This is a genomic window from Bradyrhizobium sp. MI1.10, assembly GCF_055811035.1.
This window is the reverse complement of the sequence record NZ_JBVVPN010000024.1, coordinates 98372-122990: the sequence shown is the minus strand read 5'-3', so window position 1 is coordinate 122990 and position 24619 is coordinate 98372. Positions and strand designations below refer to the sequence as shown.

The 24619-nt window shown below is 64.3% G+C and carries 21 protein-coding genes and 1 pseudogene; 9 read left to right on the top strand and 13 right to left on the bottom strand.

Translation table 11 applies throughout. The features are described from left to right. Positions 1–71: 71 nt before the first annotated feature. The 6 genes from AC0L3K_RS24785 to radA all read right to left on the bottom strand — a co-directional run bounded on the left by AC0L3K_RS24785 (position 72) and on the right by radA (position 7371). The gene (locus AC0L3K_RS24785; protein WP_007592063.1) at positions 72–1298 is read right to left on the bottom strand and encodes an ABC transporter substrate-binding protein; all 1227 of its coding nucleotides are present in this window, start codon (positions 1296–1298) and stop codon (positions 72–74) included. A 168-nt stretch (positions 1299–1466) separates the two neighbouring features. Next, the gene (locus tag AC0L3K_RS24780) at positions 1467–2615 is read right to left on the bottom strand and encodes an NHL repeat-containing protein (RefSeq protein ID WP_007592061.1); all 1149 of its coding nucleotides are present in this window, start codon (positions 2613–2615) and stop codon (positions 1467–1469) included. A gap of 78 nt (positions 2616–2693) precedes the next feature. Further along, complete coding sequence (locus AC0L3K_RS24775) at positions 2694–3434, bottom strand: SDR family NAD(P)-dependent oxidoreductase (protein WP_007592059.1); 741 nt, start codon at positions 3432–3434, stop codon at positions 2694–2696. Positions 3435–3596: 162 nt separating this feature from the next. Next, positions 3597–5102: an amidophosphoribosyltransferase gene (gene purF, locus AC0L3K_RS24770; protein ID WP_007592056.1), complete on the bottom strand. Its 1506-nt coding sequence runs from the start codon at positions 5100–5102 to the stop codon at positions 3597–3599. A 27-nt stretch (positions 5103–5129) separates the two neighbouring features. Further along, positions 5130–5759: a CvpA family protein gene (locus AC0L3K_RS24765; RefSeq protein ID WP_007592055.1), complete on the bottom strand. Its 630-nt coding sequence runs from the start codon at positions 5757–5759 to the stop codon at positions 5130–5132. Positions 5760–5925: 166 nt separating this feature from the next. Continuing rightward, positions 5926–7371 carry a DNA repair protein RadA gene (gene radA / locus AC0L3K_RS24760; RefSeq protein WP_007592053.1) on the bottom strand — a complete coding sequence of 482 codons (1446 nt, stop codon included), beginning with the start codon at positions 7369–7371 and terminating at the stop codon, positions 5926–5928. A 219-nt stretch (positions 7372–7590) separates the two neighbouring features. Here radA and AC0L3K_RS24755 point away from each other — a divergent pair, with 219 nt between their 5' ends. Further along, positions 7591–8748 (top strand): ABC transporter substrate-binding protein, encoded by a 1158-nt coding sequence (locus AC0L3K_RS24755; protein WP_035992832.1) that lies wholly within the window; start codon positions 7591–7593, stop codon positions 8746–8748. After that, positions 8748–10817 (top strand): putative bifunctional diguanylate cyclase/phosphodiesterase, encoded by a 2070-nt coding sequence (locus AC0L3K_RS24750; RefSeq protein WP_007592049.1) that lies wholly within the window; start codon positions 8748–8750, stop codon positions 10815–10817. Before AC0L3K_RS24755 ends, AC0L3K_RS24750 begins: the two co-directional genes overlap by 1 nt. Before the next feature lie 11 nt (positions 10818–10828). Here AC0L3K_RS24750 and AC0L3K_RS24745 read toward each other — a convergent pair whose 3' ends face one another. Then, positions 10829–11554 (bottom strand): sulfite exporter TauE/SafE family protein, encoded by a 726-nt coding sequence (locus AC0L3K_RS24745; protein WP_473367056.1) that lies wholly within the window; start codon positions 11552–11554, stop codon positions 10829–10831. Between the two features lie 195 nt (positions 11555–11749). Here AC0L3K_RS24745 and AC0L3K_RS24740 point away from each other — a divergent pair, with 195 nt between their 5' ends. The 4 genes from AC0L3K_RS24740 (at position 11750) to AC0L3K_RS24725 (ending at position 15352) form a co-directional block, all read left to right on the top strand. Further along, a complete protein-coding gene (locus tag AC0L3K_RS24740) occupies positions 11750–12622 on the top strand; it encodes a L,D-transpeptidase (protein WP_007592045.1) in 873 nt (290 codons plus the stop codon). Between the two features lie 451 nt (positions 12623–13073). Beyond that, entirely contained in the window at positions 13074–13769 is a 696-nt protein-coding gene (locus tag AC0L3K_RS24735; protein ID WP_007592043.1) for an alpha/beta fold hydrolase, read from the top strand. Between the two features lie 301 nt (positions 13770–14070). Further along, a complete protein-coding gene (locus AC0L3K_RS24730) occupies positions 14071–14439 on the top strand; it encodes a GFA family protein (RefSeq protein WP_007592041.1) in 369 nt (122 codons plus the stop codon). 97 nt (positions 14440–14536) lie between these two features. Beyond that, entirely contained in the window at positions 14537–15352 is an 816-nt protein-coding gene (locus AC0L3K_RS24725; protein ID WP_219683203.1) for an SGNH/GDSL hydrolase family protein, read from the top strand. Position 15353: 1 nt separating this feature from the next. Here the strand turns inward: AC0L3K_RS24725 and AC0L3K_RS24720 are convergent, their stop codons facing one another. Beyond that, on the bottom strand, positions 15354–16124 hold the full coding sequence (locus AC0L3K_RS24720) for an exodeoxyribonuclease III (RefSeq protein WP_473367055.1): 771 nt from the start codon (positions 16122–16124) through the stop codon (positions 15354–15356). A gap of 40 nt (positions 16125–16164) precedes the next feature. Here AC0L3K_RS24720 and AC0L3K_RS24715 point away from each other — a divergent pair, with 40 nt between their 5' ends. Further along, on the top strand, positions 16165–16383 hold the full coding sequence (locus AC0L3K_RS24715) for a hypothetical protein (protein WP_007592035.1): 219 nt from the start codon (positions 16165–16167) through the stop codon (positions 16381–16383). A gap of 12 nt (positions 16384–16395) precedes the next feature. On the opposite strand, the gene alr is transcribed toward AC0L3K_RS24715, so the two are convergent. From alr to AC0L3K_RS24700, 3 genes are all read right to left on the bottom strand, one after another. Further along, positions 16396–17676, bottom strand: a complete 1281-nt coding sequence (gene alr / locus AC0L3K_RS24710) for an alanine racemase (RefSeq protein WP_473367058.1) — start codon at positions 17674–17676, stop codon at positions 16396–16398. 51 nt (positions 17677–17727) lie between these two features. Next, positions 17728–19236, bottom strand: a complete 1509-nt coding sequence (locus tag AC0L3K_RS24705; protein WP_007592031.1) for a replicative DNA helicase — start codon at positions 19234–19236, stop codon at positions 17728–17730. A gap of 755 nt (positions 19237–19991) precedes the next feature. Further along, positions 19992–21242 carry a class I SAM-dependent methyltransferase gene (locus tag AC0L3K_RS24700; RefSeq protein ID WP_473367054.1) on the bottom strand — a complete coding sequence of 417 codons (1251 nt, stop codon included), beginning with the start codon at positions 21240–21242 and terminating at the stop codon, positions 19992–19994. 280 nt (positions 21243–21522) lie between these two features. Here AC0L3K_RS24700 and AC0L3K_RS24695 point away from each other — a divergent pair, with 280 nt between their 5' ends. Continuing rightward, the gene (locus AC0L3K_RS24695; RefSeq protein WP_473367053.1) at positions 21523–22530 is read left to right on the top strand and encodes a hypothetical protein; all 1008 of its coding nucleotides are present in this window, start codon (positions 21523–21525) and stop codon (positions 22528–22530) included. A gap of 42 nt (positions 22531–22572) precedes the next feature. Continuing rightward, positions 22573–22853, top strand: a pseudogene (locus AC0L3K_RS24690) (hotdog domain-containing protein); the annotation flags it as partial. Positions 22854–22894: 41 nt separating this feature from the next. Here AC0L3K_RS24690 and rplI read toward each other — a convergent pair. Beyond that, the gene (gene rplI, locus AC0L3K_RS24685; protein WP_007592024.1) at positions 22895–23500 is read right to left on the bottom strand and encodes a 50S ribosomal protein L9; all 606 of its coding nucleotides are present in this window, start codon (positions 23498–23500) and stop codon (positions 22895–22897) included. A 63-nt stretch (positions 23501–23563) separates the two neighbouring features. Then, positions 23564–24529 (bottom strand): hypothetical protein, encoded by a 966-nt coding sequence (locus AC0L3K_RS24680; protein ID WP_473367052.1) that lies wholly within the window; start codon positions 24527–24529, stop codon positions 23564–23566. Positions 24530–24619 lie beyond the last annotated feature (90 nt).

The window sequence follows — 24619 nt, the reverse complement described above, 5'->3', positions numbered from 1 at the left end:
CTTGTTCGGTTGTCGAGAGATGGTGGGCACGGCGCTTTCGCGCCTTTGCCCACCCTACGGCACCTATGCTCTTACTTCTTCACCAGCGGGCACTCGCTGTCCTTGAGCGGCTTGGCCGCATCTTCCGCCGGGATGGTCGCGATCAGTTTGTAGTAATCCCACGGTCCCTTGGATTCTTCCGGCTTCTTCACCTCGAACAGGAAGGCGGGAATGATCCGGCGTCCGTCCTCGCGCAGCGGGCCCTTGCCGAACAGCGGATCGTCGGTCGGGATCTCCTTCATCTTGGCGACAACTTTGGCGCCGTCGTGCGGATTGCCGCCGAGGGCGTCCATCGCCTTCAGAAGATGCAGCACGGCCGCGTAATTGCCGGCCTGCGTCATCGAGGGCATCGCCTTGTTGGCGACCTTGTCCTGGAAGCGCTTCGAGAAGGCGCGCGTGCCTTCGTTGAGGTCCCAGTAGAAGGATTCGGTGAAGGTCAGGCCGTGCGCGGTCTTCAGGCCGAGCGAGTGGACGTCGTTGATGAACAGCAACAGCGCCGCGAGCTTCTGGCCGCCTTCGACGATGCCGAACTCGGCCGCCTGCTTGATCGAGTTGGTGGTGTCGCCGCCGGCATTGGCGAGACCGACGATCTTCGCCTTCGAATTCTGCGCCTGCAGCAGGAAGGAGGAGAAATCCGACGTGTTGAGCGGATGCTTGACGCCGCCGAGCACCTTGCCGCCGTTCGCGGTGACGACCGCGCTGGTGTCACGCTCGAGCGCAGCACCGAAGGCGTAGTCGGCGGTCAGGAAGAACCAGCTGTCGCCGCCGGCCTTTGTCAGCGCCTTGCCGGTACCGTTGGCGAGCATGTAGGTGTCGTAAGTATAGGAAATGGTGTTGGCGTTGCAGGCCTTGCCGGTGAGGTCGGCACTGGCGCCGCCATTGTTGAGCAGGACCGCGTTCTTTTCCTTGACGACGTTGCTGACGGCCAGCGCCACGCCGGAGTTCGGGGTGTCGGCGATCACATCGACCTTCTGGGTGTCGATCCACTGCCGCGCGATGTTGACGCCGACGTCCGGCTTGTTCTGGTGGTCGCCGCTGATCACATCGATCTTCCAGCCCTTGGCGCGAAGGCCGGAATCTTCCACCGCCATGTTGACCGCCGCCACGGCGCCGGGGCCGCCGATGTCGGCATAGAGGCTGGACATGTCGTTGAGCACGCCGATCGTGACGGATTTTTCCTGGGCGAAGGCGGATGTGGCAAAACCGAAGGCGGCACAGGCCAGAAGAGCCGCGGAGCGGCGCGCGAACGTCGTCGTCATAAAAGCTTTCCTCCATTGTCAAACATGCGGACGGCTCTCTTGGGGAGCCTTGTTCCGGCTGATGGCTCTACCGTGTCCCAAGGGCGTCGGCAATGCGCCTAAAGCCGGATGACGCCGCGTCCCCAGCGTCATCCGTCCGTTAATTTTTGGGCAAAATGCGTTGAGGCGCTATTTGAGCGCGTCCGATGTCAGCCTGAATTTCTGGATCCGTTTTCCGGTGTCGACCTCGGCGGTATAGACGTTACCCTTGGGGTCGATCGCCATGGCATGCACCCAGTGGAATTGTCCGGCATTGCGGCCGTTGTGCCCGAAGCTGCCGACCACGCTGCCGTCCTCGCGCCTGATCACCCTGATCTCGTTGTTCTCGCCGTCCGCGCTGAGCAGCCAGGTCTGCTTCGGATCGGGCCAGATCGCGATGTCCCACACCGCGCCGTTGCCGAGCGTGTTCTTCTCGAAGAAGAACTCCTTTACGAAGGTGCCGTCCGTCTTGAAGACCTGGATGCGGTTGTTGATGCGGTCGCAGACGTAGACGAGCCCGTCATTGGCGAGCTTCACGCAGTGGACGGGATTGCCGAACTGCTGGGACACCGGCGCCTTGGGATCGTACGCCGCCTGCTTGGTGTCATCAGGCTTGTTGCCGTAGGCGCCCCAGTGCCGCTTGTAGGCGAGGGTCGTTGCGTCGAACACGATGACGCGGCGGTTGCCGTAGCCGTCGGCGACGTAGATTTCGTTGGCGGCCTTGTCGATCGCGGTCTCGGCGGGTTTGCCGAGCTGTGTCGTGTCGTTGCTGCCGAGGCTCGGCGCGATCTTGCCGATCTGGGCGACGAACTTGCCGTCGAGCGTGAATTTCAGGATCGCGTTGTCGTTGTCGGCATTGCCGCCGACCCAGACGAAGCCGCGCTCGTCGACCTCGATGCCGTGCTCGCGGCCGACCCATTCATAGCCTTCGCCCGCGCCGCCCCACGATCGCAGCAGATTGCCGTCGCTGTCGAATTCGAGCACCGGCGGCGCCGACACGCAGCATTTCGAACGCGGCGGAGTGAGGCTCGCGCCTTTCTCGTCGTCGGTGAGGGAGCGGGGGCGATGGATCACCCAGATGTGGCCTTGCCAGTCGACGGTGATGCCGCCGACCTGACCGAGGATCCAGTTGTTCGGCAACGGCTTTGGCCAGGAAGCATCGACCGCGAAGGTCGGGACGTCGCCGGCGGTTGCCGCGCCCGGAAGCGCAAACGCGACGGCCGCGATCAGGACAGAGAGGACGCGAGAGACATTTGCGAGCGCACGCTTAAAGCTTGCGCGATTCCGCCATGGCGTCATGGCAACCTCCCTTTATTGGCCTGCAGCTTGCTGCCGCTTGAGCGCGGGCAGTCAATCGCGGGGAGGCCGTCAAGTCAATCAGGCCGGCGAGCGGAAGCTCATCAGGCTGCGGGTCTTGTAGTCGTAGAACTTGCCGGTTTCGGTCCAGTCCGGCGCGCACATCGGCACGATGAATTCGGCGACCTGCTCGGCTGTATCGAGCGTCGCCGGATCTTCGCCCGGCATCAGCGTCGCGCGCATGCGGGTGCGGACGGGGCCCGGATTGAACAAATTGACGCGCAGTTTCGTATTCGCGGTCTCCTGTGCCCAGGCGCGCGCCAGCGTTTCCAGCGCCGCCTTGGACGCCGCGTAGGGACTGACATAGGCGGTGGCCTTGTTGGCCGCGCCCGAGGTGATGAACACCGCGCGGCCGGCGTCGGACTGCTTGAGCAGCGGCTCCATGCAGCGGATCAGCTGGAAGTTCGCGGAGACGTTGACCGCCATCACGTCGGTGAAGGCCTTCAGCTCGATATGGCCGATCGGCGAGGAGGGGCCGAGCACGCCGGCATTGCCGACGAGGATGTCGAGCTTGCCGTAGCGTTCGTGCAGGCCGGCGCCGAGCCGCGCGATGCCGTCGGAATCGGTGAGGTTGAGCGGCACCAGCGTTGCGCTGCCGCCGTCCTTGCGGATCTCGTCGTCGAGCTCTTCCAGCCCGCCCTGCGTGCGCGCGACCGCAACGATATGCGCGCCGGCCCTGGCCAGCGCTTTTGCCGTGGCGAAGCCGATGCCGCGCGAGGCGCCGGTGACGAGAGCGATGCGGTTGGCGAGGGGATTTGTCATCGAACAGCTTGATCCAACGTCGTCCCGGCGCAGGCCGGGACCCGTACGCCGTGACGTTTATGGCTAGGGAAGATGATTGTCACACCTTCTTCGAACCAGAGAGGCTTGTGGTAATGGGTCCTGGCTCCCGTGCGCAATTGCGCACTAGGCCAGGACGACGGCCTAGCTCGCCTCCGCCAGCAGCGACAATTGCCGCGGCTGCTGCTCGGTCTGGGTCTGGTCGGTGAGGTGGGTCGGATAGGCCCCGGTGAAGCAATGATCCGAGAATTTCGGATTGGCGGGGTCGCGGCCGGGCTCGCCCATCGCGCGGTACATGCCGTCGATCGACAGGAAGGCGAGCGAATCGGCGCCGATGATCTCGCGCATCTCTTCCAGCGAATGTGTCGCCGCAAGAAGACCACCACGGTCCGGCAGGTCGATTCCGTAATAGTCGGGATAGAGGATCGGCGGCGAGGCGAGGCGGAAATGCACTTCCTTGGCGCCGGCATCGCGCATCATGCGCACGATCTTCTTCGAGGTGGTACCGCGCACCAGTGAATCGTCGATCAGGATGATGCGCTTGCCTTCGATCGCGGCGCGGTTGGCCGAATGCTTCATGCGCACGCCGGATTCGCGGATCGCCTGCGTCGGCTGAATGAAGGTGCGGCCGACATAATGGTTGCGGATGATGCCGAGTTCGAACGGCACGCCCGAAAGCTGGCTGTAGCCGACTGCCGCGGGGACGCCGGAATCTGGCACCGGCACCACCACGTCGACCGGCACGTGGCTCTCGCGCGCAAGCTGCGCACCGAAGGCCTTGCGCACCTCGTAGACCGAGCGGCCGTGGACGATGGAATCCGGACGGGAGAAGTAAATGTACTCGAAGATGCAGGGACGCGGCGCGATCGGCGGGAACGGCTTGTGAATGTCCTGCCCGTTCTCGTCGAACACGATCACCTCGCCGGGCTCGATGTCGCGGACGAAGCGCGCGCCGATGATGTCGAGGGCGCAGGTCTCGGAGGTCAGGATCGGGCAACCATCGAGCTCGCCGAGCACCAGCGGACGGATGCCGCGCGGATCGCGTGCGCCGACCAGCTTCTTGTTGGTCAGCGACACCAGCGCATAGGCGCCCTCGATCTCGCGCAGGGCGTCGATATAGCGCTCGATGAAGCGGCTGCGCCTGGAGCGCGCGACCAAATGCAGGATCACCTCGGTGTCGGTGGTCGACTGCATCATCGCGCCGTTCTTCACGAGCTCGCGGCGCAGCGTCAGGCCGTTGGTGAGGTTGCCGTTGTGAGCGACCGCAAGGCCGCCGGCATTCAATTCGGCGAACAGCGGCTGCACGTTGCGCAGGATGGTCGCGCCGGTGGTGGAATAGCGGACATGGCCGACGGCCATTGTGCCGGGCAGGCGGTCGATCACCTCGCGGCGGGAGAAGGTGTCGCCGACGAGGCCGAGGCGGCGTTCGGAATGAAAGCGGCCGCCGTCATAGGAGACGATGCCAGCGGCTTCCTGACCGCGGTGCTGAAGGGCGTGGAGGCCGAGCGCCGTGATGGCCGCGGCATCGGGATGGCCGTAGATGCCGAAGACGCCGCATTCCTCGCGCAGCGTATCCCCCTCCAGATCGTCTTGAAGTTCCAGCGCGGCCGGGCCGAGATCAAGTAGGGCGTCCTGGTCAGGATTTCGCATCTCGTCCGAGCCTCTCGTTAGGGCTTATCAACGCGCCGCGGGTTTCTCGATTAGCTTTTTAAGGCTGTCACGAGCCGGTTTGCTGTATCCGTCGCCACTGCCCGAAGGCTGCTGCTCGGAATCAGTTTGCTCTTCATCTGGTTTGTTTTTCTTGAATCTCTTCAAGATGGTGTTCTCGGGGTCGTCAGGCAAGAGGGCCATCAGCCAATCGCCGGTTCCCTGCAGCACCACGCGGGATTTGGCCCCCGTGACCCAATCCGGGCGCTGCTTGTCCGGCACCAGCCAAGTGAAGAACAGGAAGGCGACCACGACGATCAAAAGCCCGCGCGCCAGCCCGAACAGAAAGCCGAGGGTGCGGTCCAGCGCGCCGATGCGCGAATCCAGGATCATGTCGGAGATCCGGACCGTGATCACGGAGACCACGACCAGGGTGCCCACGAACACGCCGGCGACCACGACCACGCTCGCGACGGTATCGTTGTTGAAATAGGTCTTTGCGGTCGGCAGTAGTTTCGAGAATGAATAAAGCGTGACAATCGCCGCCGTGCCCCAGGCCGCGATCGACAGGATTTCGCGCATGAAGCCGCGAACCATGGCGAGCAGGCCCGAAATCAGCATCACACCGAGCAGGATCAGGTCGAGGATGGTTACTGGCATCGGCTGGTCTGGTCCGCTCGTACTTCAAGGTGCTCAGCGAATCGGTGTTTGGCCGCCCGCCCTACGTGAGGGCCAGACGACGTTCCCGGCAAGGCCGCAACCACGCAATCCCATGCTGCTTTTGTGACGGCTGTATAGCGGCGAGGGCGGGGCACGTCACCACCGGCTAACCCTCTCCGCGGCGGAATCTTGCCGGTGTGGCATTTTTCTCTGCCGGAGCGCTCGAGTCGCCCCGCCGGGAGCCGCGTGCGGCGATCTCGGCGACCAATGTCGTCAGGCTGTTGATCGCGTTCAGCGACAGGCCGGCATCGCCGGCGGCTTCGCCCCGGGCCGATTCGGGCAGCACGGCACGCTGGAAGCCGAGTTTTGCCGCTTCTTTCAGCCGGGCCGGGGTCTGCGCCACCGGGCGCACCACGCCTGAGAGCGAGATCTCGCCGAAATAGACCGCATCGGTGGGTAACTGCGCATTAACCAGGGAGGACACCAGCGCCGCCGCGGCGGCCAGATCAGCCGCGGGCTCGTGGATGCGCAGGCCGCCCGCGACGTTCAGATAGACGTCGTGGCCGGACAGCTTGACCCCGCAATGGGCCTCCAGCACCGCCAGCACCATCGACAGCCGGCTCGGATCCCAGCCGACCACGGCCCGGCGCGGGGTGCCGAGCGAGGTCGGCGCCACCAGCGCCTGCAATTCGACCAGAACGGGCCTTGTGCCCTCGATGCCCGCGAAGACTGCGGTGCCGGGCGTGCCGAGATCGCGCTCCGACAGAAACAGCTCGGAGGGATTGGTGACTTCGCGCAGGCCAAGCCCGGTCATCTCGAACACGCCGATCTCGTCGGTCGGTCCGAAACGGTTCTTCACGGCACGCAGGATGCGGAATTGCTGCGAGCCTTCGCCCTCGAACGACAGCACCGCATCGACCATGTGCTCGACCACACGGGGGCCGGCGATCTGGCCGTCCTTGGTGACATGACCGACCAGGATGATGGCCGCGCCCGTCCTTTTGGCAAATCGAATCAGCGCCTGTGCCGAGGCGCGCACCTGCGTCACCGTGCCGGGCGCCGATTCCACCGTGTCTGTCCACATGGTCTGGATCGAATCGATCACGATCAGCCGGGGCACCGCGCCCTCGGACAGCGTCGAGACGATGTCCTCGACAGACGTCTCGGCGGCGAGCTGCACCGGCGCATCCGACAGTCCGAGCCGTTCGGCGCGCAGCCTAACCTGCGCGACCGCCTCTTCGCCGGAGATGTAGACGACGCGGTGTCCGGCGCGCGCCAGCAGGCTTGTGGCCTGCGTCAGCAGCGTCGACTTGCCGATGCCGGGATCGCCGCCGACCAGAAGCACCGAGCCGCGGACGAAGCCGCCCCCGGTCACGCGATCGAGCTCCGTCATGCCTGAGGACAGACGCGGGGCGTCCTGGGTTTTTCCGGACAGGCTCTCCAGCGCGAACGTCCGCCCCTTGCGCTTGGAGCGGATCGACACCGGCACGCTGCCGGTCGTGTCCTCCTCCGCGAGCGTATTCCACTCGCCGCAGGACTCGCACTTGCCCTGCCAGCGGTTATAGGCCGCGCCGCAGTTCTGGCAGACGAAGGAAAGCGTATTCTTGGCCATGAGGACAGCGAGCCCGGGGACAGCGAGTCGAGGGTTTCAGGTTTGCTGATTAGCACGGAATGACGGGTCAAGAGAGTGAGTCCGGGCGCACCCCGAATATCGCAATTCGGTACGCCGGATACACTCCTTGTTAGCTCTATGCCGTCGCCCCAGGCCGGACTTTGCCAAATGTTAGCGACCCGGGTCCAGTTTCGGAACCGATACGGGATGGCGAAACGAATGACGGGATTTTTGCGGATATTGCTCGCTTTGGGCATGGCCTGCGGCATTGTTATGCCGCCTGACGGCGTTGTTGCGGCCGATGCGAGGCGTCTCAACGTCGTCTTCGTCAACCCGGGCAAGACCGGCGAGGTCTATTGGGACATGGTTTCGCAGACCATGCAGGCCGCCGGCCGCAAGCTCGGCGCGCATGTCGAGGTGCTGACCAGCGAGCGCAATTACCGCACCATGCAGGAGCTCGGGTTCGGCGTGGTGGCACGCAGCGACAAGCCCGACTTTCTCATTCTCTCGAACGAGGAATCCGCCGCTGTCCCGATCATGGAGGCGGCCGAGGCCGCTGGGATCAGGACGCTGCTGCTCTCGAACACGCTGATCGGTGACGATGCGGCGCGTCTTGGACCGCCGCGTCAAAAGCTCAAGACCTGGCTCGGCGACATCACGACGGATCTTCAGACTGCGGGCGCGCGGATGGCCAATGCCCTGATCGACGCGGCGCGTGCCGAGAAATGGCAGAGCCCGGACGGCAAGATCCACATTCTCGGCGTCGGTGGCGACGAGATCACGCCGGCCTCGATCGCCCGCAACGCGGGTCTCAAGCTCGCGGTGGACGCCGCGCCCGACGTCGTGGTCGATCGGATGCTGTTCGCCAACTGGACGCAGTCGGAGGCCGAGCATGTCACCACGAATTATCTGAGCTGGGCCGCGCGCAAGGAGATCCGGCCTGCGGGCATATGGGCCGGAAACGATCCGATGGCGCTCGGAGCGCTTCGCGCGGTGGTCGCTGCCGGCTTCACGCCCGGGCGGAACATCCAATTGGTCGGCCTCAACTGGTCGGAGGATGCGCTGCGCGAGATCAAAGCGGGCCGCTTGCTTCTGACCGACGGCGGGCATTTCCTGCTCGGCGGCTGGTCGGTCGTTCTGTTGCGCGATTACGCCGACGGCTGCGATTTCGCGGCCGTATCACCCCGCGTCGAGGTCAAGACGTCCGCGATCACGCGCGACAACCTCGCTGCGGTCGGCGACCTCATCACCACGCGCGCCTTCGACCGGATCGATTTCGCGCGTTTCAGGGCCAAAGCAGGGCACTGCGGCCAATACGACTTCTCCGTCGATGCGCTCATCTCGTCGCTGACGCCTCTGGAAGGCGCTGCCGACTGATGCGAAACGGTGACGACATGACCGATCCGGATCGCAAGCAGCAGGCGGCGCCGCCGCGCTTGCGGTCGGTCGTCCGCGCGATGATCTGGGCCACCGTCCCTGTTCTGCTGCTGGTGCAATTGCTCGCCTCCGCTGGCGTCGAGGCCTCGAGCTTCTGGTCGCAGATCAGGCAGCTCGACGCCCGCATTGCCCGCGTCGCCGAGAGTCGCGCCGAGCTGATCGCCGAACCGCTCTGGAAGATGCGTTACGACCAGGTCACGAGCGTGCTCAACGAGATCATGCACGACGAGAGCATCGCCGCGGCGGCCGTTTACGATGATACCGGTATCGCGATCGCCCGCGTGATGGCGCGTCCGGCGGGGCAGGCGGCCGCGGAGGTCTCGCGTCCGATCAACTACAGCAACGGCAACATGGCGGTGCAGGCCGGCCGCATCGCGATCGTATATTCGCATGCGGCGCTCTACGCGGACGCGGGCAGCCGGCTGGTGCTGCTGCTGGTCGTCGGCCTGTTGGCAACGTTTGCGACCCTGATCGCCATGCGGATCTCCGCCAACCTCTTCATTGGCAGGCCGCTGGCGGCAATGATGTCCGCGATCCAGCGCAGCAAGCAGGACGGCCGCGCCTATCCGGCGGAAGTCAAATCCTCGAACGAATTCGGTCAGCTGGCGCATGCCTTCAATGCCATGCAGCACACGACGTCGGGTGCGCTCGACCGGCTTGGGCACATGGCCGCGCACGATCCGCTCACGGGGCTGCCCAATCGCCGCTCGCTCTCCGAGCACCTCGTGACCCTGAGCCACGATGCCGGCTCGCCGGACGCGCTGATCGCGCTCTGCTTCATCGATCTCGACGACTTCAAGGGCATCAACGACACCTTTGGCCATGACTCCGGCGACAAGTTCCTGGTGCACATTTCCGAGCGCCTTCGTGGTGCGGTCGAACCGCAAGATTGGGTGGCGCGGCTCGGCGGCGATGAATTCGTCGTCATTCGACCCGAGGTCAGCAACGAGGAGAGCGCGCAGCGGTTTGCACGCCAATTGTTGGATGCGATTTCCGAGCCGATCCGGCTTCATGACAAGCGAGTGGTGCCGCGTGCCAGCATCGGTCTTGCCGTGCGTCGCGCCGGAGATCCCGAGCTTTCGCACCTGCCGGCGCTCGCCGACATCGCGCTCTACCATGCCAAGAGCAGGGCGCCCGGCACGGTTGCCGTGCTCGACGAAGCGCTTCAGCGCGACTATCGCCGCCGGCGGGACCTCGAACTTGCCATTCCCACAGGCTTCGACGAGGGGCAGTTCGAGGTCTGGTATCAAAGCCAGGTCGATCTCGAAAGCCACGACATCGTCGGCCTGGAAGCGCTGATCCGCTGGCGCCATCCGGAACATGGCGTGATCGGTCCGGGCGAATTCCTGCCGCTGATCGAGCGCAGCGGCAACAATGCGCGGCTGACGCGCTACGTGCTCACCGACGCCTGCCGCGCCCTGCAAGCTCTGGCTGCGGCCGGCAGGTCGCGTATCCGGATCGCAATCAATCTGCCGCCGTCCGAGCTCGCCGACCATTCGTTCGCCGCCGAGCTGCGCGCGACCTGTGCGCGCTTCGACGTGCCGGCCTCGTTGCTGGAGCTCGAGATCACCGAGGGATCGCTGATCAACAACATGGCCAGCGCATCCGAGACGCTGCACCGGCTGCGGCGCCTCGGCGCCACCATCGCGCTCGACGATTTCGGCACCGGCTACAGCTCACTCGCCCATCTCAGGCGGTTTCCGCTGGACAAGGTCAAGATCGACAAAGCCTTCATCAACGAGATCCCTGACAGCGCGGAAGACAAGGCGATTGTTGGCGTGATCGCATCGCTCGCCGGTACGCTGGGCCTCACTTTGGTGGCCGAAGGCATCGAGCGCGCCGAGCAGGCCCAGGCGATGCGCGAGATGGGCGTGAGGTTCGGGCAGGGCTTTCTCTATCATCGGCCACAGCCACTCGAGGCCGTGTTGCTATGGCTCGAAGGACGGCCGGTCCACCACAGCCGCGTCATCGAGGACAGTCCGTCGATCGCACCCGAATTTGCCGTCTGAGCACAGCGCGGTTACGGCTGCGCTGCATTCCACAGCATGGAGAGGCCCGCCGCGATCATGATCGCGTCCATCACGACGCGGAACATCTCCGGCTTCAGGCGCAGCACGAAGCGTTTGGCGATGAAGGCGCCCGCCATCAACGAAGATCCAGCGACCAGGCCTTTGACGAACACCTCGCCGGTCAGCGCGCCGAACCGTTCGAAGGTCACGGATTTCGCGACATAGAGCCCGAGCGAAGAAGCCGCTTCGGTGGCGAGGAAAGCGCCCCGGGACAAGCCGTAGAACAGGAATAGCGGGACGCTGAGCGGGCCGGTGGAGACGACGATGCCGGTGAGATAGCCGATGACGGCTCCGCCGATCGCCAGATGCCAGAGATTGGCCTTGAGATCGTGCCGTGCCAGCCAGTGCCGGACCGGCACCATCGCGATCAGGAAGACGCCGATGGCGAGATCGACGGCGTGCGAGGGCAGGGCCAGCAATGTCCGCGCGCCGAGCACGGCGGCCGGAATGCCTGTCACCGAATAAGCCGCGCAGGCCCGCCAGTCGACCTCGCGCCACCAGGCCAGGATTCGAGAGAGATTGGCCATGACGGCGGCCACCGCCATGATCGGCACCGCCTCCTTTGGCCCGTAGGCATATACCAGCACCGGCATCAGCATGATCGACGAGCCCGTGCCGACGATGCCGGAGATGGTGCCTGCGACGAGGCCGACGACGAGGACGAAGAGAAAAGCCAAAACGGTCTCCACGAATCGGGAGAGTTTAGCCGCGGCCAGCGGCGCGGGCGATCCGCGAGGCGAGGGAACCCTATCTGCCGAGCGAAAGCCCGGCGTTAACCATCGCCGACGGTTCCAGTCTGAGCAAAATCGCTTCGAAGTTTCTTAAATCTTACTGGGTACCTCTCGTGAGCATAGTGACCTTGGGGGACGAGTATGGGTAAGCGGGCCAAGCGCGGAAAGGCGGAGACGTTCGCAATCCCGATGGCCGCGAGAGTTGCAATTGGCGCCGTGGCCGTTGGTGCGTTGGGGTACGGTTTGCTGTCTCGACCGACGAACGTGCAACCGACACGAAAGCCGTCCGCGCACGAGGCCCAAGCGTCGTCGACTCCGGTTTACGTCGCAACGCCCGTTCATGCATCATCGTCACCTCCCGCTCCGGCTTCGGCTCCACCTCCGGCCCCGGCGCCTCTGGTCGAACCGCCCAAAGCTGCCGACGTTCCTGGAGCATTTGTTCGGCAGGTGGTTGACTACGCCAGCCGCCAGAGCCCGGGCACCGTGATCATCGATACCAAGAACACATTCCTCTATTTCGTTCTGAACGACGCGCAGGCACTGCGCTACGGCATCGGTGTTGGCCGCGAAGGTTTCACATGGTCCGGTGAGCAGATTGTGGCTCGTAAGGCAGAATGGCCGGATTGGCATCCGCCTGTTGAGATGGTCTCGCGTCAGCCTTATCTGCCGCGGTTCATGGCAGGCGGTCCCGGCAACCCGCTTGGCGCTCGGGCGATGTATCTGGGCGACACGGAATATCGAATTCACGGCACCAACAAGCCCGATACGATCGGGAAGCGGGTCTCGTCCGGCTGTATCCGACTGACCAATGAGGACGTCGTTGACCTCTATGATCGCGTGAAAGTCGGCGCGAAAGTGATCGTGCTTCCGACAACCGTTGCCCGCCGACCACCCCAGGGAGCGCCGGGCGACGCCGCTTTCCGATTACCGGACCCGGCATCGCCGTCGAACCGGCCCTCAGCAACTCACGCGCAGATGCCGTCATCTGGACCGAGGATCGCCGAGGCCCAGTAACTCCTCCTCCGTCCTCATCCTGCAGCGGAGGACTAGGAGGCAACTCAAGTCGCCTACGAGGTCATCCGATCCGAAGCTTGTGCTAGGCACAAACAATTTACGGCTTGTAGGGCGGAGGACAGACCACCACCTCGCCAGGAGAACCTCTCCGGCACGGCTCAGTCACCCTGATTGCGGTATGAGTATAAGCGTAGCTCAATGCTGCGCCGGTTAGAGCCGCACCAAGGATTGCAATTTGCCATCGCAATTTCATGGCTTCGACTTCCCAAAAGGCGCATCGACGGGCTGCCCTTTCATATCAAACGAAGCCCTGTTGACGCGAAGGAGACGTTTCGGACATCAATCCATAGCTATTTTGGAAGGACCAAACCTTCCGTGCCATTTCGGAAGACGCACCTTGCCTCCTTACTATCCTGCCGCTCTTCAATTGTGATCAGGAAGGCAAGTTCCCATGAACGCCAAACCAACAATCGTTTTCTGCCACGGCATTTGGGCCGACGGCTCGTGCTTCAGTAAGGTCATCCCTGCATTGCAGGCCGATGGGCATGAGGTGATTGCCGTTCAATATGGTTTGGACTCTTACGAGGAGGATCTGGCGACGGTTAAGCGCACACTCAATCGTGTCGGTAGTCCTGTCCTCCTGGTCGGTCATTCTTACGGCGGGGCGACCATTACAGGCGCAGGCACGGATGAGCGCGTGGTCGGGCTGGTGTACATTGCAGCGGTCGCTCCGGATGCCGGCGAAACCGTACAGGATCAGCTCGACAAATATCCCTCGGACATTTTCTCTCGCGTCGAGGTGGCGGATGGGCGTGCCTGGATGCTTCCGAGTGGCACCGAGTTCTTCGCAGGCGATCTCTCCGACGCAGACCAGAAGCTGGTTTGGGCGACCCATTATGCGCCCGTCTATGATCTGTTCCAGCAGCAAAAGCTCAGCGCGGACAAGGTCGCGTGGAGATCGAAGCCAAGCTGGTACGTCCTGGCCACGAAAGACCACACGGTGCATCCCGATCTGCAACGTTGGGTCTCAAAGCGAATGGGAGCGACTGTTACCGAGGTCGCGAGCAGCCATGTGCCAATGCTGTCCCAGCCTGATGTGGTGATCGACGTCATACGCAAGGCGGCGGCCGCCGTTCAAAAGGGCTGATCGCAGTCACTGCGCTGAATGCGAAGGAGAGGTCGTTTGCGGGCGACCTCTCCTGTCCGGTGGGCGACGACTGCCTCCGGAGACATCCCGCCGGTGTTTTGCCCGGTTTCGGACTATGCGTAACCCTTTGATTTGCCAGCGGTCGGCTACTGTGCATGGGGTTGTTTTTCATGTTTTTGTTGAGTTGGCGCGGCAAGTCGGTGCTCGCAGCACGTGGAGCAAGGCCGGCTGCGCGCTGCTGACAGCATGTTGGCAGCAGGGTCCGGCTACGACCATCTCCTGACAAAACGGAGAGCGGGTCATGCGGGTCGAGGGAAGCTGTCATTGCGGTGAGACGGTGTTCGAGGTGACGGAGGCGCCCGCGAGCGTGACCCGTTGCACCTGCTCGCTCTGCGCCAAGCGCGGCGCGTTGTGGGCCTATTACACGCCGGCGCAGTTTCGGCTGCTGTCGCCCGCGGAGAACGTCGCGACCTATCTCTGGGGCAGCCGCACGGTCAAACACCATTTCTGCGCAAGCTGCGGCTGCGGTACCTATTCGGAGTCGCCGGACTGGTCGACCGGCAAGCCCGATTTCGACAATCCGAGGGTCGCCGTCAACGCGCGCCTGTTCGACGAATTCGATCTGGAGGCCGTGCCGGTGACCATGATTGACGGCAAGAATTTATGGTGAGCATGCGCTCTCGCGCATGTCTGCTGCTCGTCAGTGCTCTTGAGGCACTCTTGAAAAGCTGATCTGTTTCCGCCCGACAGAAAAGGGGAGGAAGCCGATGATGCGTCTTTTCGCGCGAGTGATGCTCGCGATGTGTCTGGCCGTTGTAGTCGGCTTCCATGCCCAGGCGCAGACCAGGCCCAAGGTCACGACATCAGGACCGGATTTCCCCAAGACCGCGCTGTTCGTCGGCAACAGCTTCTTTTACTACAACAACGGCATGCCCGGGCATCTCTCCTTCATGGAGCGGGCTGCGTATCCTGAAAACAAGGCGGCCTATCGCAACACCATGGCAACGATCGGCGGCTCCGGCCTCGATTGGCACGACATGGAGAACCTGCTGCGGGCGGGCGGCCTCGGCGCCTATTCGTTCGACGAGCAGAATAACGTCGTCTTCAACAAGCCGGGCAGGCAGTACGACGCCGTCGTGATGATGGATTGCAGCCAGTGCCCGATCCATCCGCAATTGAAGGACGCGTTCGCGACCTTCGTGAAGAAGGACGGCGAGATCGTCCGCGCCCACGGCATGCGGCCGGTCCTGTTCATGTCCTGGGCGTACGCCGACAAGCCTGAGATGACCGAAGCGTTGGCCGAGGCCTACACGATCGCCGGCAATGCCAATGATGCGCTGGTGATCCCCGCGGGTCTTGCTTTCGCGCGCGTGCGCAAGCTGCAGCCCGAGCTCAATCTGTATGCGCCGGACAAGCGGCACCCGAGCCCCGTAGGCACGTATCTGGCGACCTGCGTGACGTTCGCCGCGCTGACCGGCCGCTCGCCGGTCGGCAATTCCTACATGATGGGACTGGACGCGCCGACGGTGGAGCTGCTGCAGAAAGCAGCGTGGGACACGGTGCAGGAGTATTACGGACTTTGACCTAGCGCAGCACGACCCACGCCGGTGCGTGGTCGCTCGCACCTTCCTCGCCGCGAACCTTCTTGTCCACGCCGGCTTTTGCCAGGCGTGAGGCGAGGGCGGGGCTGAGCAGGAGATGATCGAGCCGCAGGCCCGCATCGCGCGGCCAGCGGTTTCGCTTGTAATCCCAGAAGGTGTAGATGCGCTGCTCCGGGTGCAGTTCGCGGATCGCGTCACACCAGCCTTGTGCCAGCAGCGAGGCAAAAGCCGCACGGCTCTTCGGCTGGATCAAGGCATCCTTGTCCCACGAGCGCGTCGGATAGATGTCGATCTCATCAGGCGCAACGTTGTAGTCGCCGGCGAGCACCACGGGCAGCTCCTGCTTGATCAACGTTTTGGCGTGGCGCTTGAGCCGCGCGAACCAGTCTAGCTTGTAGTCGAATTTCGGTCCCGGCTGCGGATTGCCGTTCGGCAGGTAGATGCTGGTGACGATGACACCGCGTACCGCGGCCTCGATGTAGCGGGCTTCGTGATCGGCAGGCTTTCCCGGCAAGCGATCGCGGGTGAGAACGGGCTCGGCATTGCGGGCCAGAATCGCGACGCCGTTCCAGGTCTTCTGTCCACACCACACAGCGCCGTAACCTGACTTTTCGATCGCGGCTGCCGGAAATTCGCCATCACTTGCCTTCAACTCCTGAAGTGCGACGACATCGGGATTCGCCGTTCGCATCCATGCCAACAGATTGGGCAGGCGGCGATTGATGTTGTTGATGTTGAACGTCGCGATCTTCATGTAGAGCTACCGGCTCCTGCCTTCCGCTTCCGGAGAAACAATGTCCAAGTTGAGCTTTGCCGTCATCGCCGTCGCCGTTGCGTTCTCCGGGGTCGCCTCGGCACAATCATCCGATCCGCGCGGCGCGTGCAAGGCGGACTATGATAAATTCTGCGCCGGCCTTGCGCCGGGCGGCGGCATCGTCGCCTGCCTCAACGGCAAGCGCGATCAGCTCAGCGCAACTTGCAAGACGGCGCTGGACAGCAGGAAGAAGAAGTAAGCGGCGCGCCGCTCAGCCCCGCAGCGGCGGCGGGCTTGCGGGCTGTTCGATCGGTGGCGGAGCGGGCGCCTGCTGCTCGACTACCTGCGCGGGAGCCGGCTTGGCCAGCGGCTCCACCACATTCCCGCCTTTGTAGATGCGGGCGTAGCGGCGGCCGAGGCTGGTCAGCACCTCGTAGCCGATCGTTCCGAAATGATGCGCGAGCTCGTCGACGGTGATGCCCTCGCCGAGCAGCGTCACCATGTGGCCGCGCCGCGCCGCGTTCGGCGGCAGATCGGTGATGTCGATCGCGATCAGGTCCATCGAGACGCGGCCCGCGACGGGGCAGCGCTTGCCGGCGACGATGACCTCGGCGCCCCGGGTGCCGTCATTGGAGCTTGCCGCGCGGAAATAGCCGTCGGCATAACCGACCGCGATGATTGCGAGTTTCGTCGGCCGCCGTGCGGTCCAGGTGCCGCCATAGCCGACGCTCTCGCCACGCTCGACATTGCGGATCTGCACGATGCGGGCCTTGAGATCGACCACCGGCTGCATCGGATTGTCGGCCTCCGGCGTCGGGTTGACGCCGTAGAGCGCGGCGCCCGGCCGCACCATGTCGAACTGGAAGGGCGCGCCGAGGAAGACGCCGGACGAATTGGCGAGCGCCGCCGGCACGCCGGAGAATTCGCTGGCGATGCCGCGGAAGGCCGCGAGTTGCTTGGCGTTCACCGGGCTGTTGAGCTGCTCGGCCGCAACCAAATGGCTCATCACCAGGGTGATGCCGTGATCGCCGGCGTTGATGCGGGGGATGATGGCCTGTGCTTCCGCAAGGGTCAGGCCGAGCCGATTCATGCCGGTGTCAATGTGGATGGCGGCGCCACCGGTCCAGCCGGTGCGGCGGCAGAACACGTCCCATTCGGCGAGCTCGTTGAGATCGCCGATCACGGGGCGGCAGTTGATCTGGGCGTAGTGCTCGCCGGTGTTCTGGAAATAGCCGCCGAGCACGTAGATCGCAGGCTCCGGCGCCGCCGCGCGCACCTTGCGCGCTTCCTCGATAGTGGCGACGAAGAAGGTCTTGCAGCCGGCCTTGTTCAGGGCCCGCGCGACCTGCTCGGCGCCGCAGCCATAGGCATCGGCCTTGATCACCGCCGAGCATTCGGCCGGCACCGCCGTCTTCTCGAGCTTGCGCCAATTGGCGATGATGGCGTCGAGATCGACCGTGAGCACGCCGCCGAAGGCAGCGAGCGCGGCAGCCTGATTGGCCTCCGCGGAGAGAAGGCCGGATTGCGGGATGATTTTCGGGTCGGACGCCATTGTCATGGCGCCGTTTTACGCAAGAGGCCGGTCGGGTTCAACCCAGGGAACTCAGTAGTCGTTGCCGCTGCGGTCCGGCACCTGGCTGTCCGGCGCAAGATCGCCGAACCGTGTGATCGACGCTTCGAAGGCCACATCGACGGTGCCGGTCGGGCCGTGGCGCTGCTTGCCGATGATGACTTCGGCCTTCCCGTGCGCAAGATCCATGTCCAGGCGCCATTTTTCGTGCTCGGGCGTGCCCGGGCGCGGCTCTTTGTTTCCGAGGTAATATTCCTCGCGGTAGACGAACAGCACGACGTCGGCGTCCTGCTCGATCGACCCCGATTCGCGCAAGTCCGAGAGCTGCGGCCGCTTGTCGTCGCGCGACTCGACCTGGCGCGAGAGCTGCGAGAGCGCAATCACGGGCACGCTCAGTTCCTTGGCGAGCGCTTTCAGGCTGGTCGTGATCTCGGTGATTTCCTGCACGCGGTTTTCGCTGCGCTTGCCCGAACCCGACAACAGCTGAATGTAGTCGATGACGATGAGGTCGAGGCCCTTCTGCCGCTTCAGCCGGCGGGCGCGCGCCATCAGCTGGGCAATCGAGAGGCCGCCGGTCTCGTCGACATAGAACGGCAGTGACTGCAGCTCGATCGAGACCTCGCGGATCTTCTCGAAATCGGCCTCCGAGATGCCGCCGCGGCGGATCGACGAGGAGGGAATGCCGGTGCGCTCGGCCACGATACGCGTGGCGAGCTGGTCGGCCGACATTTCGCAGGAGAAGAAGCCGATGACGCCGCCATGGGCTGCCTTCATGGTGCCGTCGGCCTGGAGTTCACCGACATAGGCCCGGGCGACGTTGTAGGCGATATTGGTTGCAAGCGACGTCTTGCCCATGCCGGGACGGCCGGCGACGATGATGAGGTCGGAGTGCTGCAATCCGCCCATCTTGGTGTCGAGGTCGCGCAGGCCCGTCGAGATGCCCGACAGCTTTCCGTCGCGCTGGAACGCTTTTGCGGCCAGATCGACCGCAAGCGTCAGCGCCTGCGAAAATTTCTGGAAGCCTCCGTCATAGCGGCCGGATTCGGCGAGTTCGTAGAGGCGGCGCTCGGCGTCCTCGATCTGCGCCCGCGGCGCGAAGTCGACCGGGGCGTCATAGGCGACATTGACCATGTCCTCGCCGATGCCGATCAGGTCGCGCCGCAATGCCAGATCGTAGATGGTGCGCCCATAATCCTGCGCATTGATGATGGTGGTCGCTTCGGCGGCGAGACGCGCCAGATATTGCCCGATGGTCATGCCGCCGATATCGGTGTCGGCGGGCAGGAAGGTCTTCAGTGTGACGGGCGTCGCGATCTTGCCCATCCGGATCAGGCTCGAGGCAGTCTCGAAGATGGTCTGGTGCAGCGGCTCGAAATAATGCTTCGGCTCCAGGAAATCGGAGACGCGGTAAAACGCGTCGTTGTTGACCAGGATCGCGCCCAGAAGGCTCTGTTCCGCTTCAATATTATGCGGCGCGCTTCGATAGGCGGGGGTTCCGGCTTCGGGCGCGAGTTTGAGAACGTTCGAATCAGTCAGGGCCATGGTCGAGCGATAGCAATTTTCTGGGGCGGATGCGGGGCCGGGATAAAGCGCCGCCTCAGACCAAAGCGGAAGCGAAAGCTGGCCGCTATCAACCGATCATTAAAATGGTGGATGATTGCCCGCCGCACCACGCGCCGCGCTTGACGGATTTTCGTGGAACCAGGTCGCCGCCTAAAGCGGCCGCTACCGTGCCGCGGAAAACGCCGGATGAAGTGAACCTGATGGGTGGGCGGGCCGACATATCGAGACGCGCGCGGATGACGCACGCTGGGCGCTTTCGGCTCGGTTCAGACCAGCAGGAGGTAGACCAGCGCAACCAGAGCCGCCCCGACGCCGGTAGCAATCAGGGCGTAATCGGTGCGGAGGTCGTCCTGCACGTCGAATGAGGTTTTGGTCTCGTCGCTCATGGCGACGGTCTAAGCCAGGGCCGACGAGACTTATGTGAAGCAGATCACATCTCCCCGGATTCTTTCGGGGGTACAGCCGGAACAGGTTAGCGGGCGGGGGGTTGTCTCCCGATCTGCCACCAGGGAACGAGGCAAGCGATGCGGCCAGAACGGCAGCCCCGGAATTGGCGAAGCGAAGCAGGCAGCCGACTTTGGCTGTCGGGGCTGATCGCCGCCATGGAGCACGCTGAGCGGCCGGAAGTCCGTCGGGAACCGGTCGCCCCCGAAATCCTGAAGGCACTGCGGATGCAATTGGCCTTAACGGCCTCTTACCGGTCCGCACCGATTTCGACCCTGCGCCACTAGGACTTATTCACCAGCCAGCTTCAGCCTCGGCGTGGCACCGGCTTCGACGGCCCGCAGCCGGGCTTCTTCACGCGCGATGTAGTTGCGTGTCGTCGGCACGACGCCTTGACGCCGGGTGAGTTGAATCTGGAAGTTCATCATATGCTGCTTGCGGAACGTCATCTCGCTGGCTGCCAGATAGAATTCCCACATCAGCGCGAAGCGCTCGTCATACAGCTGCACGGCTTCTTCGCGCCGCGCCATGAAGCGCTCGCGCCATGCCTTCAGCGTTTCGGCGTAATGCAGACGCAGAATCTCGATGTCGCAGACCAGCAGGCCTGCCCGCTCGATCGCCGGCAGCACCTCCGAGAGGGCGGGGATGTAGCCGCCGGGAAAGATGTATTTGGCGATCCAGGGATTGGTGGAATCCGGGCCCTGCGAACGGCCGATCGAGTGCAGCAGCATGACGCCGTCCTTGTCCAGCAACTCGGCGCAGCGCCGGAAGTAGGTGTCGTAGAAGCGGGCGCCGACATGCTCCAACATGCCGACCGAGACGATGCGGTCGAACGGGCCGGCGATGTCGCGATAGTCCTGAAGCAGGAATTTGGCCGATCTGGTCAGGCCCTTTTCGGCTGCGCGCGCATTGGCGATCTGCAACTGCTCGGTCGACAACGTGACGCCGGTGACGTCAGCACCTGCGATCTCGGCGAGATAGAGCCCAAGTCCGCCCCAGCCCGAGCCGATGTCGAGGACGCGCTGGCCGTCCCTGACGAGCAGCTTTGCGGCGATGTGCCGTTTCTTGGCGAGCTGCGCATCGTCGAGCGTGCTCTCCGGCGTCTCGAAATAGGCGCAGCTATATTGCTTGTCGGCGTCGAGGAAGAGCGAATAGAGCCTCGCATCGAGATCGTAATGGTGTGCGACGTTGCTGCGGGAGCGCGGGCGCGGATTGAACTGCTTCAGGTGCCGCACCAGATAGCGCAGGTGCCACCAGGGTTTTGCCCAGTGCGGCAATAGGTCGGGTTGATCGAGCAGGATCGCGAGGGCATCAGCTATGGTGCCGTGCTCGACGACGAACTCGCCGTCCATGTAGGCCTCGCCAAGCCCGAGCTCGGGATTGACGAGGATCTTCCGCTCTGCGTCCGCGGTGACGAAGCGGACTGCGACCGGTTTGCCCGAGCCATCGCCGACGGTGAACTTCGAGTCCTTCGCCGTGGTCACCGTCATCGAGCCGCGGCGGATGAATTGAGACAGGAATTGACGCAACAATCGATCCATCGGCACCCATCCTCTCGAGCGAACCCGAAGAGATGCGACTAACCCGGCCTTTACACCCTACGTCCGGGCATCTCAGCGGTTCCTATGCGTTTGCATCTAGATCTAGGGAGGTGTCCCGGGCCCGCTATTGCGCTGTGCTCAAAGCGGATATTCCAAAACCGCTTAATCACATCCTTGCGCGCGGAGCCTGCTTCCATTCGCGGCTCAATCGGATAAAAGGTGACCCGCTGCGGCGCCGCCTGCCGGCTGCACCTCTCGGAATTCAATGGAGATGATGGGAATGTCGAGCCGAGCGCTCAGCCTCGCGATGGTCTTGCTTCTGATCGGCTTCGGCGCGACCGACACCGTTCTCGCGCAGGCGACGAACCTCGAGGCCGGCAAGGCCCCATCCCAGCTTTTCGCGCAGACCTGCAATGCATGTCACAAGAGCCCGCGCGGCCTGTTGAAGACGGTGGCGCCGGGCTCCTTGCCGGGCTTCCTGCGTCAGCATTACACGACCAGCCCCGACATGGCCGGCGTGCTTGCCTCTTACCTGGTCTCCAACGGAGCCACCGACACCCGCTACCAGGCCAAGGACGGCAAGGACAAGAAGGACGGCGCCAAGGACAAGGAAGCCGCTACCAATCCCGCGCAGTCCCCTGAACATCAGGGCCGCCGGCAGCGTTCCCAGGAATCCGCCAAGCCGGAAGGCGAGGGTGCCGCTCCCGCGGCCGAGGGCGCGCGTCAGAAGCGCGCTGCGCGGCCGGCCGAAGAAGGAACGAAGGACGGCGCGAAGCCCGAGGGCCAGGCTGCACCCGAAGGGCGCAAGGCGAAGCGTCTCGGCAAGCGCGGCAAGCCGGGAAGTGATGAGGCGCCGAAGGTCGATGCCGCGGCGCCGACAGCAGACGACAAGAAGAGCGAGCCGAACGTCGAGTCCAAGCCCGAGACAAAGCCCGAGACTGCGAAGGTGGATTCCGGCGAGGCTAAATCCGAAGGCAGCAAACCCGAAGGCAGCAAGCCGTCCGAGAAGCCCGCCGAGGCCAAGCCGGAAAGCGCCAAGGTGGAGCCGCGCGGCAGCGAAGCTCCGGCGTTGCGGCCCGACCCGGTGCCGCAGGTGACGCCGGCAGCACCGTCCGCCGAGAAGCCCGCCGAGCCAGCTGCGCCCAAGGCGGCAGAAGAGGCTGCTCCCAAGCCCGCCGCGAGGTCCGAACCGCCAGCGAAGTCGCAGGAGCCGGCGCCCGCGACCGCTGCGGCGCCACCGGCGCCAGCCGAATCGTTCGGTCCGCCGACGCCGCCGATTTCGCGATAGGCGACCACATTTTTAGCCATGTGAAGGCCGCGCGCTCGGGCGGCCTTCGTCGTCTTGACCGCAACACGATTGATCGCAGCAGCGATCTCGCGCGGCCAGCCGGCGCTGACGGCCGAATACAAGCTCAATCTGTTGTCGCCCGCGGTCCGCAAGAAACTGATCTGCCGGGCGAGGGTGATCAAGCCGGGGCGTCAGGTCTCCGTGGTCGCCGCCGGCGTTTTCTACGTCAGCGACGGCGTCGAGAAGCACACGGCAATGGCGCTCACGTCGATCGCGAGCTGAGCGAGGACGTTGCTGCCACAATGAAAAGCCCGGCCGCCTGAGGCGACCGGGCTTCGAAAGCCTGCGCGAACGAGCGCGAGGCTTACTTCTCGGTCTCTTCAGCAGCCGGTGCCGGCTCGGCGTCGTCCTGCTGGGCTTCGGGGTCGAAGAACTCGCCGGCGGCTGCGATCGCTTCGGCCGCAGCATCCCGGTCTTCGTTACGGCTCGAGATGTCCTCGCCGCGGTTGATGCGCTCGGCCTCGTCCTGGCTGCGCGCCACGGTGACACTGATCTCGATCTCGACCTCGGGGTGGATGGCGACCGTGATGGTGTGCTTGCCGATGGTCTTGATCGGCGCGTCGAGCTGAACCTGCGGGCGGGACAGTGAAACGCCGTCGGCTTCGAACGCCACGACGATGTCGCGCACGTTGACCGAGCCGAACAGTTGGCCGGCTTCCGAAGCCTGACGGATCACGATGATGTTCTTGCCCTGGATCTTCTCGGCGACCTTGGACGCCTCGCCCTTGGACTCAAGGTTGCGAGCCTCGAGCTCGGCCTTCATGCCGTCGTACTTGGCACGGTTGTCGGCGGTGGCGCGCAGCGCCTTGCCGCGCTTGAGCAGGAAATTGCGGGCATAGCCGTCGCGAACCTTCACGACTTCGCCCATGTGACCGAGCTTGTTGACGCGTTCCAGCAAAATGACTTCCATATTCGTTCTCCTTTGATGTGTTGAGTGAGTTGGAATTTCGAACTTGAACTGTCGGGCTTGAACTCAAAAGGTCGGCAGCGGCGGCGGCTGGCGCGTACGAAGGAAGCGTTCGCGGAGGCCGAACACGGCATCGGCGAGGCCGAGGATCACCATCGCGATGACTGGCCATCCGAACACGACCACGACGGCGTAGGTCGAGCCGAGCCAGAAGGTGCGGCTCTTCAGCGCCAGCGTCAGCGTATGCAACACGGCAAAGCCGGTCAGTGCGTATCCCATCATTAGCGCCGCCGTCGCGATCTGCGCCACGATCGCAAGCAGTCCGCCGGTGAAGCAGAAGGCGAGCGCGATGCAGAGCGCCACGAGCGTCATCGGCGGCAGCTCCGCCGTCATCAGGTCCGGCCAGGGGCGCCGCAGCCGGCCGGACGTCGCCGTCACCTTGGTGCTGAGCCAGAGGTTGAGGGTCAGCGTCATCATCGCGACGATGGTGGCGCCGGCCGGCAAGATCCGCACCAGTGCGCCGACGAATTGGTCGGTCTCGCCGGAGCTCTGCGGGTCGGCGGCTCGGAGGAGGCGCATCAGGCCACGGCGCAGCGTGCCCGTGATGGTCTCGGCGTCTGTGCCGATCGTGAGCAGGGCGGCGATCGTGGTCAGTGTGGCGAAGCCTGCGATCCACAGCAGGATGCGGCCGACCGGATACCACTCGAGCGCTGGCTCAGTGGCGGCCTCCGGCGCGGCGGGTCCGACCTGCCGGCTGAGCAGGACGAGATGGCCGAGCCACCAGGCCGGCAATGCGACGGTGAGGGCAAAGGCGATGCAGTAGGGCAGGCCGAACAGGGCGCCGAGGCCAACCGCGGCGGCGATGCCGCCGAGGCTCGCGCAAAGCGGTCCCCAGCCGATCGAAGCGACCATCAGCGGCAGCGGTGCGAGATAGAACAGGACGAGCGAGATCAGCGCGCCCGAAGCGATCGAGGCGAACATCAGGGCCGACGCAGCGCCGGCGATCAGGGCTATCAGTCCAAAGGCCATCATCAGCTGTCCCGCTCCCTTCGAGCGGTTAGAGGCATCTCGCCCCAACCATCGGCGACCGGACGATCCGGAAGCCTTATGAGAAACTAGGTC

Excerpts from the sequence above, each read along its gene's own strand:
- AC0L3K_RS24785 (WP_007592063.1), bottom strand. The coding sequence starts at position 1,298 with ATGACGACGACGTTCGCGCGCCGCTCCGCGGCTCTTCTGGCCTGTGCC.
- AC0L3K_RS24780 (WP_007592061.1), bottom strand. The coding sequence starts at position 2,615 with ATGACGCCATGGCGGAATCGCGCAAGCTTTAAGCGTGCGCTCGCAAAT.
- AC0L3K_RS24775 (WP_007592059.1), bottom strand. The coding sequence starts at position 3,434 with ATGACAAATCCCCTCGCCAACCGCATCGCTCTCGTCACCGGCGCCTCG.
- purF (WP_007592056.1), bottom strand. The coding sequence starts at position 5,102 with ATGCGAAATCCTGACCAGGACGCCCTACTTGATCTCGGCCCGGCCGCG.
- AC0L3K_RS24765 (WP_007592055.1), bottom strand. The coding sequence starts at position 5,759 with ATGCCAGTAACCATCCTCGACCTGATCCTGCTCGGTGTGATGCTGATT.
- radA (WP_007592053.1), bottom strand. The coding sequence starts at position 7,371 with ATGGCCAAGAATACGCTTTCCTTCGTCTGCCAGAACTGCGGCGCGGCC.
- AC0L3K_RS24755 (WP_035992832.1), top strand. The coding sequence starts at position 7,591 with ATGACGGGATTTTTGCGGATATTGCTCGCTTTGGGCATGGCCTGCGGC.
- AC0L3K_RS24750 (WP_007592049.1), top strand. The coding sequence starts at position 8,748 with ATGCGAAACGGTGACGACATGACCGATCCGGATCGCAAGCAGCAGGCG.
- AC0L3K_RS24740 (WP_007592045.1), top strand. The coding sequence starts at position 11,750 with ATGGGTAAGCGGGCCAAGCGCGGAAAGGCGGAGACGTTCGCAATCCCG.
- AC0L3K_RS24735 (WP_007592043.1), top strand. The coding sequence starts at position 13,074 with ATGAACGCCAAACCAACAATCGTTTTCTGCCACGGCATTTGGGCCGAC.
- AC0L3K_RS24730 (WP_007592041.1), top strand. The coding sequence starts at position 14,071 with ATGCGGGTCGAGGGAAGCTGTCATTGCGGTGAGACGGTGTTCGAGGTG.
- AC0L3K_RS24725 (WP_219683203.1), top strand. The coding sequence starts at position 14,537 with ATGATGCGTCTTTTCGCGCGAGTGATGCTCGCGATGTGTCTGGCCGTT.
- AC0L3K_RS24720 (WP_473367055.1), bottom strand. The coding sequence starts at position 16,124 with ATGAAGATCGCGACGTTCAACATCAACAACATCAATCGCCGCCTGCCC.
- AC0L3K_RS24715 (WP_007592035.1), top strand. The coding sequence starts at position 16,165 with ATGTCCAAGTTGAGCTTTGCCGTCATCGCCGTCGCCGTTGCGTTCTCC.
- alr (WP_473367058.1), bottom strand. The coding sequence starts at position 17,676 with ATGGCGTCCGACCCGAAAATCATCCCGCAATCCGGCCTTCTCTCCGCG.
- AC0L3K_RS24705 (WP_007592031.1), bottom strand. The coding sequence starts at position 19,236 with ATGGCCCTGACTGATTCGAACGTTCTCAAACTCGCGCCCGAAGCCGGA.
- AC0L3K_RS24700 (WP_473367054.1), bottom strand. The coding sequence starts at position 21,242 with ATGGATCGATTGTTGCGTCAATTCCTGTCTCAATTCATCCGCCGCGGC.
- AC0L3K_RS24695 (WP_473367053.1), top strand. The coding sequence starts at position 21,523 with ATGTCGAGCCGAGCGCTCAGCCTCGCGATGGTCTTGCTTCTGATCGGC.
- rplI (WP_007592024.1), bottom strand. The coding sequence starts at position 23,500 with ATGGAAGTCATTTTGCTGGAACGCGTCAACAAGCTCGGTCACATGGGC.
- AC0L3K_RS24680 (WP_473367052.1), bottom strand. The coding sequence starts at position 24,529 with ATGATGGCCTTTGGACTGATAGCCCTGATCGCCGGCGCTGCGTCGGCC.